This window comes from Actinotignum sp. usb-actsch-213, from assembly GCF_059085665.1.
Genome location: NZ_JBHNSQ010000016.1, coordinates 1 through 10269 on the forward strand (window position 1 = coordinate 1; position 10269 = coordinate 10269).

Here is a 10269-nt window from a genome sequence, read left to right on the forward strand (position 1 = left end):
ATTAACCCCCAGATCGGGAGCTAACGACACGCCGTCATTAGACCCACTTTTTGTCTATTAACCCGTTTTCTCGAACTGGGTCACCAAAGAAAAGAAAAGGGAGTGGCGTGAATGCGAGAAAGTGTTGTTATAGCAAGGGGCAGAGGTGGTGGCTCCGACCGGCGTCGATCCGGTGACCTTTCGATTTTCAGTCGAACGCTCTACCAACTGAGCTACAGAGCCGAAAGAGAAACACCCGGTTTCCCGGGCGTTCTTCCTTCGCGACCCCGACGGGACTTGAACCCGCGACCTCCGCCGTGACAGGGCGGCGCGCTAACCAACTGCGCTACGGGGCCATTTGCTAGGCAAATAACCATCGCGTACCCCCAACGGGATTCGAACCCGTGTTACCGGAGTGAAAGTCCGGCGTCCTAGGCCTCTAGACGATGGGGGCTCAAGAACGTTGTTCTCAAAGCGTCCCCGCTGAGGGAACGGGTATAAGCTTACGTAGGATTCCAGGTCTTAGCAAATTGAACGAGGGTGTTCTCGATCACCAAGCGAGTTTTCCGCGGTAATCCGCGCTTTTCAGAGAGGTGACCACGCTGCAGGCGGGCGGCGTCGTACCAGATAGACGCCGTGTGCCCGCCGCGCAGCTGTCTCACGCCGCAGGCGAAAGAAGTTCGACGCCGCTTTTTCTGTCGCAAGCACGCACTAGGCTTTCAGATATGAACGCATCGGTACTCGCGGTGGCCCCGGCTGCCTGGAAAGCTCTTTCGCTCGCACCCTTGCTGCGGGCGGAAAGTGAGGCGCCCACGCCGGAACCCACCCCCACCTCGGATCTGCACGAAGTTGCCGAACAAGCCGTCGCCGCCACGGTTGATATCGCGCAGCTGCTCGGGGTGTGCCTGCTGGGTGCGCTCATCGGCTGGGTGATCGCCGTGGTCATCGTGGCGGTGGTCAAGGCCGGTTTCCGGCGGCATACCGGGTTGATCGATGTGGTGCGTGGCCTCCAGGCGCCCGCGCAATTCACGCTCGCGGTGGTGGGTGCGCGCTTCGGGGTGTTCTCGTACATGGAGAATTTCCCGGAACAGGATCGGCCCAATTGGTCGCCCGTGCTCAAGCACCTGCTGCTTCTCCTCATTATCGCGGGCCTAACTTGGCTTCTTGTCGGTGTGGTCAACGGGGCAGCGCGTGCGTACCTCAAATTCGTGGAGCGGGTGGCTGAAACGCGCTATCGTCGGGTGCAAACTCAGCTGCAGATTTTGCGGCGCTTGGCGGTAGCCCTCATTGTCGTGATTGGTGTGGCCGCCATGCTCATGACCTACCCGGGCGCAAAAGCCGCCGGCGCTTCACTTTTCGCTTCCGCGGGCGTGATCTCCCTGGTTGTTGGTATTGCTGCGCAATCTACTCTGGGCACGCTCTTCGCGGGGCTGCAACTGGCTTTCTCGGATTCCATCCGCGTCAATGACATCGTCATCTGGGATGGAAATATGTGCACCGTTGAGGAAATCACGCTGTCTTATGTGGTCCTCAAAGTGTGGGACGGCCGGCGCCTCATCGTGCCTTCCAACAAACTCACCTCCACCGCGTTTGAAAACTGGAGCCGCCGCGATCTGGATATTACGGGCTCGGTGGTTCTCCAGCTTGACTGGAGCGCTCCCATCGCGGAGCTGCGTGCCGAACTTGACCGCATCCTCGCCAATACCGATCTCTGGGATGGTGACACCGGCACCCTCGTGGTGGGGGATGCCTCCACCGCGAACGGCCTGCAGGTCTCCGCGATTGTCTCCGCCTCCTCACCTGGCGAACTCACCGATTTGCGCAACCATGTGCGTGAAAAGCTCATCGTGTGGTTACAAAACAACGCCCCGGATGCCTTCCCGCACACCCGTTTTTATAACGACGCCGCAGCCTCTTCCGCACCCGGCGCTCTTCTCGCGGAAAGTAATGCGGAGCAAGCCGAATCCGACTCGAAACATTCGGGAAGCAATACGGCTGGCGAATCGCGCGAAGCCGAGGTCGAAGAAACTGAGAAAGTCGCGGCTGAGGAATCCGCACAATCCGCGTTGGCGGAGGCTGAAGAGCCGGCCAGTCCCGCGGTTCGCGAAGTTACCCGTACCTCCATCGGTGCCCAGGAACAAACCGAGCCGGATACCACCTTCGACCCGCAGGACTACCGGGAAACTCGTATCCTCTCCGCAGCTGATATTGAAGCGGCGGTGCGCCCGGAGCGGGTACCTGTAGCTAGCCGCCCCGCAAGCCCCGCCGGCACGGAAGGCCCGGCCACCCGGATCCGGGAAGGCCACGAAGCCTCGCTGTTCACCGGATCCATCCAAGCCGAAAAACGCGGTCAAGAATTCTCCGGCCCGGGTGCCGAAGTCCTGGCAGAGCGCGAACATAATGCTGCGCGCCGCACCGGTCAGCAAGAACCCGTCCACGAAGCCGGCAAGGTCCCGGCAGAATCATCGGCTCCTCCTACCGCGGTCTTCCCGGCAGTTTCTGGAGAAGCGGATGAAAGTGACATCACAAAGCAAACTGACAGCAATGAGGAAATTGAAGAAAGGACAGCACATGGCACAGATGCTCCCGCAAAGTGATGAAGAATGGGCCCGGGTTCTCACCCCGGCAGAATTCACGGTTCTGCGCCAAGCCGGAACCGAAGCACCCTTCACAGGTGAACTCCTGAACGAAGAACGCGAAGGCATCTACCGGTGCCGGGCCTGCGGGGCAGAACTCTTCCGCTCCACCACCAAATTCGATGCCGGATGCGGCTGGCCCAGCTTCTATGACCCCTCCCGAAGTGACGCCGTGCGAACAGACGTTGATTACAAACTCGGATACCCGCGCACCGAAGTCCGGTGCGCCACCTGCGATTCCCACCTCGGGCATGTCTTCCCAGATGCTCCCCATACTCCTACCGGGCAGCGCTACTGCATGAACTCCGTAGCACTCACCTTCGAACCTGAAACCGAGTCCGCATCCGGCTCCCAGGCCTCGCCCGCACCCGGGCCGCTATCCGAACCCACAAGTAAGTCCACCACCGCATAGATTCGGTAGAATCACCGGTGTTGCACACCGCGGCCAACGGGGGCTCTCCCCGGGCTGTCGGTGTCCACCGGGTCGCGACAAAGGAGAAACCATGCCGAGCCTTCATGTCATGTCCGCAAACCTCCAACAAGGTAAGCCCTCACGGCGCCCGCGCCCGGATACGGACAAAGTGACATGGCAGCGCGAATCCATTAGTAAAGCCATTCGGCAGATCACCGCCGCCGGCCCGGATCTCCTCGCCCTTCAAGAACTCAAAGTCACCACCCCCGGAGGAGACCTCTACGCGCCCCTCCTCGCCGCAGGCAACTACCACGAAGCCATTTTCGCGCCCACCAAGAATGAACGCAGCCGGCTCCGCGCCACCAAAAAAGGGCAGGCCCGCGGCGTTGGCACCGCACTTCTCTCCGTCTACCCCATCGGTGCGAGGGAAGTCATCAACCTCCCCGTCCACCAGCAAGAAACATGGCTGAAAACCCTGCGGACAAATATCGGGATTGGGGAAATTCCTCGGGTTGCGATCCTCGCAGAAATTAAAGTGGCGCCTGGGCACTCCGTCGTCGTCGCCGCAACGCACCTCACCTACACGTACCGTCTCAACGTCACGCAACTCCGTACCGTAGCCGGAGCCCTCGCCGGGTTTGCCCAGCGCTACGGCCTGGAAAATGCCCCGCGCCTCATCATCGGGGACCTCAATATCCGCGGATGTGACGTACCCCTAGCAGCCACCGGATACGAAGCGGCCGCCGAAGCCCTCACCTACCCCTCCGACGAGCCAGAAAGCCAAATCGACCATATCCTCGGAACCGGGGTCGAAGTGCGGGCTGCGGAAAACCTCTTCCTGCCACTCTCCGACCACCGCGCCCTGCGCGCTACCGTCGTCTGGAAATAGGCTCGCCCTGCCGCTGCCGCACCGCGCACTGCCGCACCGCGCACTCGAGATACGCCCTCACGCCTGAAGAACTCTGTTTACACTAGTGCTGTTATGGCTTCTGTACTGCTCAACTTTTGGGTGATTATCGCGATCATGCTCGTCGGCTACGTCGTCGCGCGCTGCAAAATCGTACCCCCGGGAAGCGACCGCACCCTCACCCAGCTCGTCTTCTACACCACCCTGCCGGCACTCATGTTCACCACCCTGGCGAACTCCGACCCGGCGTCCTTCTTCGGAGTGAACGGACTAGCCAATATCATCTCCTCGGTGGGGACCGGACTCATCTACACAGCCCTGGCCGCGACCCTGCTCAAAAGCCGAGGGACCGAACTCACCGTCGGCGCGCTCGTTGCCTGCTATACCAATATTGGCAACCTGGGCGTGGCCTTCCTCGTGGCCATCACCGGCGACCCCACCCCGGCAGCTCCTATCCTGCTCTTCCAAATCCTCGTTATGGTGCCGGTCTTCTTCTCCATCCTCGACAACCAAACCGGGAAGAAAACGGAAGGGCTGTGGCGCACCATCGTCTCCCGCCTCAAAAACCCGCTACTCATCGCGGTCTTTGCCGGGCTCATGGTCGCCCTCCTCAAGATCCCCATCCCGGAACTTGTGTCCGCACCGCTCACCAAAATGGCAGGTGCCAACGTTCCCATTATTTTGCTAGCCATGGGAATGTCCCTGCGCGGGGCGCACCTGCCCCGATTCGGGCGCGAAAGCGCACCCCTCATGCTCGGTATCTTCTGCCGGTTAGTCCTCGGGCCGCTAATCGCCTTCGGAGCCGGCTACCTCCTCGGCGCGCGCGGCGAAGCCCTCATGGCGATCGCCATCATCGGAGCGTTCCCCACGGCCAACAATGTGTTCGTCTACGCCCACCGCTACCGCTCCGGCGTCACCATGGCCCGCGACGCCGTTATCATCACCACGGTCGGTTCGCTCCTCGTTATCCTCCTCATTACCGTCATCGCGCAAACGGTATAAGAGCGCTTTTGCCATGAGGCCACTTTCGGTATAAAGCCGCGCCGGCGGAATTACATGCCGCGGAGCTACTGGGCTACTGGCCCTTAACCGGGTTGTAATCAGGGCCGGGTACCTCCCCATCCACCTCAAAGCCCGGCTGGTCAAGGGCATAATCCGGTTCCGGAGCCGCGGGGGTAGGGGAGTTAATATCCGTGGTATCGAGCACGCGATCCTCCCCGCCGGGGGTGTACGACGCCGCCCTCGCCGTGACCGGCGAGGGAGATTCCTCCGCTCGGGTATTGAGCTCCTTCGCGTTGTATTCCAGCAGCTGCTTCGCCACCGCAGTACCCGCCAGATCGCGCAGATCCAACTCGGGAAGCTCCGTAAGCGGCTTATCCGGGGTGCGGCGCAGCACCTTGAAAACTTCCCACACGATAGAAATAAGCGGGATCACAATAATCGCACCCAGCAACCCCGCTACGAACGTACCGGCCGTCACGCCCACCGCAATAACCACCGGATGGAGAGAAACCTGATGCCCCATAATCAGCGGCTGGAGCACATGCCCCTCGAACTGGCCAATGAGCGCCACGCCCACCAGCACCACCAAGGAGATAACCACACCCTTGGTGGCCAGAGCCACCAGCGCCGCAATAATCATCGCCGCCGGAGCACCGAAAAGTGGAATAAAAGCACCGATGACCACGAGCGTCGCCAGGGGAGCGGCGAGCGGCACCCCGCAAGCCACCAGCAGAATCGCGGCCATAACACCGTCGCATAACGCAATAAGAATCGTGCCGCGCGCATACCCGGAGAAGCTGTACCACCCGGCGGTAGCAGCAGCGTGGGTGCGCCGCCGCGCCCGATCCGGTAGCACATTAATAAACCACAGCCACATTTTCTTCCCGGCTGCCAGGAAGAAAATTGAGCAGAAAAGCGCCAGCGCAACCAAGGTGAAAGCCAAAGCTACCGTGCCGGCCTGCGAAAGCGCCGTCGACGCAATATTCCCCGCGTTATTCTGCAAGTACGTAGCCGCACGTTCGATACCCTCGTTCAGGCCCTCGCGCAGCTCATCGACCGTAATATTAATCGGAATCGGCCCGTTCGCAATCCAATTAAAAATGCCATCAAGGCCGCGTTGCATCTGTTCGGACAGGCTCGACCACTGATTCGCCACCGAATCAACAATCCAGTAAATAATCCCGCCCAATGCCGCGAACAGGCCCAGCAAGGCCAACGCCGTCGCCAGCGCCCGCGGCATAATCCGATCCAAAATATTGACAATCGGATGGAGAAGCGAGGTCATCACCAGCCCGAGGAACACCGCCACGAGCACCCACTGCACCGAGGCCGCCATGTGGAAGATGCCCCAAATGGCAATCACCACGCCGATAAGCAGCCAGGCACTCACGCCCCACGTCACCAGAACCGGTTGCACTCCAGCTGGATGAATCTCCACCACGGTGCGCTGCGAACGCCCACTACTATCAGCAGGATCCTTCGCGTAACGCTCCACGGCCTCCTCGGCCACGCGCTCAATCTGTTCGCGCCGCGACACTGCCGAGCGAATTCGATCCATCAGGGAGGGTGACTTCTTTGATTCCTTCACAAGCTTTAGCTTACTGAAGAACGGCCTGCGCCGGGCGCGTTACGGCACGAGCGTTAGTACGCGGGCGCGCCGCGTGCGGTGGTACGACGACGCCGCCTCCCCGCCGCGCTACTCATTTGGCCGCAACAGGTCAATTTCGCTTTCCAGCCACTCGGCGAGCTCACCCGCGGCAATATGCGCATCAATCTCCACCTGCTCATCCGGTTCCTCAATACCAACGAGGAACGACTCTCCGCATTCGCCGAAAGGTACCGCGATGACTTCCCCATCCTCGCTGCCCGCCCACCAGAACTCCGGGCTGTAGCCGGCCGCGGCCAGAGTCTCCCATACCACCCGGGCGCGCTCCTCATATTCGGGAGTGAAACGCCCCACCGGCGTGCTCCACGCATCGGGCAAACCATCCGGAATACGCGGGAATACCGCCGCCGGATCGCGCCCTTCAAGCATCTCAGCAGGCACAATCCGCGGAGTGTCCCGCTCGCTCACCCGCCCGGGGGCCACCGGCCGGAGCTCCAGTAGCTCGCTGCCGCGCGCTCCCGCCACGTCCGGTGCACCTGCCTGGAAACGCGCGGTTCCCAGGGCCACCAACTGCCCGGCCAGCGATGCAAAATCCACCTTCCCCTCGCCCGGTTCGGTGAGAAGCGCCGTGACTCGGGTGGAAATATCCGCGGCCGGAGCGGCGGAAAGGATAAGGGCGGCGTCGTCGGAAAGGACACGGCGCTGCTCGGAACCGTTCACGTACGTGATCGCAACAAGGCAAAAGCCCTGCTCGGAAGGGGTGATATCGAGTGCGGCAAGCGGCTGCCCGGAAAGGGTGAGGGAGGTGATATTCATGCTTCGAGGATACTCCCCGACGGCCTGTGCTAGCCTGGGTCCGGGCGTGCACCAACCGCCGCGGACGAGGGAGCCGTACCCGCCCAGCGCAAAGACGGCCACCGTAACTATGGCGTGGATAATATTGCTGCTCTCCGGAGCGCTCGAAACTGTGTGGGCTGCGGCCCTGGATAAATCCGAACATTTTTCCAGGCGCGGGCCGGTCGCGGTCTTTGTGCTGGCGCAAACACTTTCACTGCTCGGCCTGGCCTGGGCCATGCGCGAGATCTCCACCGGCACGGCCTACGCGGTCTGGGTGGGGGTGGGCGCAAGCCTCACGCTGGTCTACGGTTGGCTGAGCGGCCAGGAAAGCACCTCACGTGCCCGCGTGCTGCTGCTTATTGTGCTCCTCGCTTCGGTGGTGGGACTCAAGGTGGTGGGCTAATGGCCTGGGTAATTCTGGTAGGTTCCGGTATTTTTGAGGCCGTATGGGCGACGGCGCTCGGCGATTCACGCGGGCTCAGCCGCCCGTTGCCGGCGATTGTGTTCGGCGTGGCGCTCATTGTATCCATGTGGGGTCTCTCCCGGGCGCTACGCGAGATTCCGCTCGGTACTGCCTACGCGGTGTGGACAGGGATCGGTGCGGTGCTCACCGTGGCGATTGCGGCCGCACGGGGAGTCGAGGAACTCAGCGTGCTGAAAGTGGTGTTCCTATGTGGGGTCGTCGGTGCGGTGGTCGGGCTGCGGGTTGTAGAACGAAAATCGGCTGGCTACCACGAGGGTAGCCAGCCGATGAACGTTCCGGCTAACGGAGATGCTTAGGAAGCACGACGATGCCGTACGACAGCCGCGCTACCGAGTGCGAGAAGCGCAAACGCGCCAGCCGTCAGTCCCAGAGTTGCCGCGCCCGTTGCCGGAAGCGCAGGTCCCTCCGCGGGACTGCTGATAGTCACGGTGAAGGACGCGAGCTTCGTCCCATCCTTGGCCAGGGCCGTGACCGTAATAGTCGCGCCCGGCTTGGCGTTCTTATCGAGGCTTAGCGTGATGGAGCCATCCGCATTGAGTGCGGCGGTACCCGGGCCGCTCACCTCAAGGGCGACACCGCTCGGAACCGCGCCACCTTTGTTCTTGACCTTAATCGTCTTACCCGCCGGAGCGCTGACACTCGGCCATTCCGGAGCTGCCGGGGCAACTACTGCGGGCTTTTCAGGCTGGGGCTGAGGTTGCGGTTCGGGTGCCGGTGCGGGATCCGGTTGNGGCTGCGGNTGCGGTTCCGGTGCGGGATCCGGTTGAGGTTGCGGTTCGGGTGCCGGCGGTTTTACCTCGGGAGTCTCCCACTGTGCGTAAAGGTTCGTACCAACCGTGATGGTCGGAGCATTGGCCGCATCATAGGCCTGGTTGCCGGCAGCATCGGTGCTCCAGCCCTTGAAGGTCTTGCCTTCCTGGGTAGGCACGACGGGGTTGGTCTTTGCGAACCAGGAGTTCACCAGCTTGGTTGCTTCGTCGTCGCCAGCGACATTCCCGTCGTTATCAACGACGGGCGCCGTCGTACCCTTGAGGCAAGTGAAAGGCGAACCGGAACCGAAGGCAGTGCCCACGCTGGTCAGGCAGGTGTACACGGTTTCGGAACCGCCCGCGGCGGCATCGCCCATATGAACGGTGACAGTGACGGGCCGGCGTACGAAGGTGAGCTTATCTTGCTGGAGGTTTCCAAGTTTCGTGCTCAGTGCCGCAACATCAGCGCCGCCAATCGGCTCACCCTTGGGGTCCGTGAGAGTGCCCTTTTCGAGCACCGCACCGGTTGCGGGGTCGATCTTATCGACGGCGCGCCAGGCAGGCCCGTAGTTATCCGCCAGCAAATTGAGCCCCGTGAGACTGCCAAGCAGGTCGGTTTGAGTGATGGTGCTCTTCTTACCGAGAGTGAGAGTGTGTAGGTATTTCGCGAAGAGCATGCGCGGGCGGTAACCACCGTCGGTTCCGGTGAGATCCCAGCCGGAAATATCGAGACTGCGGATCTGCGATTCGTTGAACATATCCGAGGTGTCACTCAGCCTCGGAGTATCCCACCCCGACAGGTCAAGGTCACGTACCCCGGAGCCGCGGAATGTTTGCCGCGCAGTTTCCAAAGCAACCGGTCGCCAGGCTGAAATCTTGAGATCAGTAAGCTTGGGTGTCTTCGCGAAGGTGGAAGTCATATTGTATACCTTGCTAACATCCCAGCTTGATAGATCAAGAGAGGTCAGCGAGGCATCCTCATAAAAGAGGTTAGAAATATCTTCAATTTTGCTGGCATCAACTTTGTCGAGACCTTTAATAGCGCGCAGATTCGGCATCCGGGAAAACACGGTTGTTGAACCGCCTCCGAAGCGCCCTTCGAGCACCATTTTCTCAGCCCCCACGGGGATGAGTTCCATATTGACGACGGCGTTGCGATCCCACGGCGGTATTCCACTATTCGCCACTGCTGGGATGGCTGGTCCCCGGAGGAAGAGTGTGCCATCGGTGAGGCACCACTCGGCCTTATCCCAGGTATTCCACACGCTGCACTGCGTTGCGGAAGGCGGGGCGGGATTGACGGGCTCCGCGAAAACTGCTGGCGCGAGAGCGGTGGAGGTCATCACGGTTAACAACCCCGCCGCCACCAGCTGCCTAGTGCGTTTTATAGTCACAGTAATATTCCTTATCTTTGGCGGGAAGCTTCTGTGCCTCCCTCGTGCGGATGGCCATAATGGCAGGTCATCAATTAATTATACCGGTATTAGGCATGATTATTGAATGAATGCAAAGCGGAGATTTTAGGATTTTCGGTAAATAGAAATGGCGAGATTGTGGAATGGGGGTGGTGGCCGATGTGGGCTGGTGCCTTGCTTGTATAACCGCGGGTGGGTGAAAAGGGATAGCCCGGGGAGGGGTAGCGTAATGGTAGGCCCCG

At 61.0% G+C, this 10269-nt stretch carries 9 protein-coding genes and 3 tRNA genes; 6 read left to right on the forward strand and 6 right to left on the reverse strand.

The genetic code is table 11. The annotated features are described in order from the left end of the window. Positions 1–146: 146 nt before the first annotated feature. The 3 genes from AC5RK6_RS00895 to AC5RK6_RS00905 form a co-directional block, all read right to left on the reverse strand. Positions 147–222 (reverse strand) — tRNA-Phe (locus AC5RK6_RS00895). A gap of 39 nt (positions 223–261) precedes the next feature. Beyond that, a tRNA-Asp gene (locus AC5RK6_RS00900) sits at positions 262–335 on the reverse strand. Positions 336–360: 25 nt separating this feature from the next. Next, positions 361–433 (reverse strand) — tRNA-Glu (locus tag AC5RK6_RS00905). 271 nt (positions 434–704) lie between these two features. Between AC5RK6_RS00905 and AC5RK6_RS00910 the strand changes: the two genes are divergently transcribed. The 4 genes from AC5RK6_RS00910 (at position 705) to AC5RK6_RS00925 (ending at position 4936) form a co-directional block, all read left to right on the forward strand. Beyond that, positions 705–2576 carry a mechanosensitive ion channel family protein gene (locus tag AC5RK6_RS00910; RefSeq protein ID WP_320758241.1) on the forward strand — a complete coding sequence of 624 codons (1872 nt, stop codon included), beginning with the start codon at positions 705–707 and terminating at the stop codon, positions 2574–2576. After that, on the forward strand, positions 2551–3027 hold the full coding sequence (msrB, locus tag AC5RK6_RS00915; RefSeq protein WP_320758240.1) for a peptide-methionine (R)-S-oxide reductase MsrB: 477 nt from the start codon (positions 2551–2553) through the stop codon (positions 3025–3027). Before AC5RK6_RS00910 ends, msrB begins: the two co-directional genes overlap by 26 nt. Before the next feature lie 91 nt (positions 3028–3118). Next, a complete protein-coding gene (locus AC5RK6_RS00920) occupies positions 3119–3916 on the forward strand; it encodes an endonuclease/exonuclease/phosphatase family protein (RefSeq protein WP_435731011.1) in 798 nt (265 codons plus the stop codon). A gap of 93 nt (positions 3917–4009) precedes the next feature. Continuing rightward, a complete protein-coding gene (locus tag AC5RK6_RS00925; protein WP_320758238.1) occupies positions 4010–4936 on the forward strand; it encodes an AEC family transporter in 927 nt (308 codons plus the stop codon). Between the two features lie 73 nt (positions 4937–5009). Here the strand turns inward: AC5RK6_RS00925 and AC5RK6_RS00930 are convergent, their stop codons facing one another. Both AC5RK6_RS00930 and AC5RK6_RS00935 read right to left on the reverse strand, forming a co-directional pair. After that, entirely contained in the window at positions 5010–6494 is a 1485-nt protein-coding gene (locus tag AC5RK6_RS00930) for an AI-2E family transporter (protein WP_435731012.1), read from the reverse strand. Positions 6495–6632: 138 nt separating this feature from the next. Further along, positions 6633–7358, reverse strand: coding sequence for a hypothetical protein (locus tag AC5RK6_RS00935; protein ID WP_320758236.1), 726 nt, complete (start codon positions 7356–7358; stop codon positions 6633–6635). A gap of 109 nt (positions 7359–7467) precedes the next feature. Here AC5RK6_RS00935 and AC5RK6_RS00940 point away from each other — a divergent pair, with 109 nt between their 5' ends. Together AC5RK6_RS00940 and AC5RK6_RS00945 are read left to right on the forward strand one after the other, a co-directional pair. After that, positions 7468–7782, forward strand: a complete 315-nt coding sequence (locus tag AC5RK6_RS00940; RefSeq protein WP_320758235.1) for a DMT family transporter — start codon at positions 7468–7470, stop codon at positions 7780–7782. Continuing rightward, positions 7782–8159, forward strand: coding sequence for a DMT family transporter (locus AC5RK6_RS00945; protein WP_320758234.1), 378 nt, complete (start codon positions 7782–7784; stop codon positions 8157–8159). Before AC5RK6_RS00940 ends, AC5RK6_RS00945 begins: the two co-directional genes overlap by 1 nt. On the opposite strand, the gene AC5RK6_RS00950 is transcribed toward AC5RK6_RS00945, so the two are convergent. Further along, complete coding sequence (locus AC5RK6_RS00950; RefSeq protein ID WP_493926300.1) at positions 8156–9955, reverse strand: BspA family leucine-rich repeat surface protein; 1800 nt, start codon at positions 9953–9955, stop codon at positions 8156–8158. The two genes, AC5RK6_RS00945 and AC5RK6_RS00950, sit on opposite strands and share 4 nt — an antisense overlap. Positions 9956–10269 lie beyond the last annotated feature (314 nt).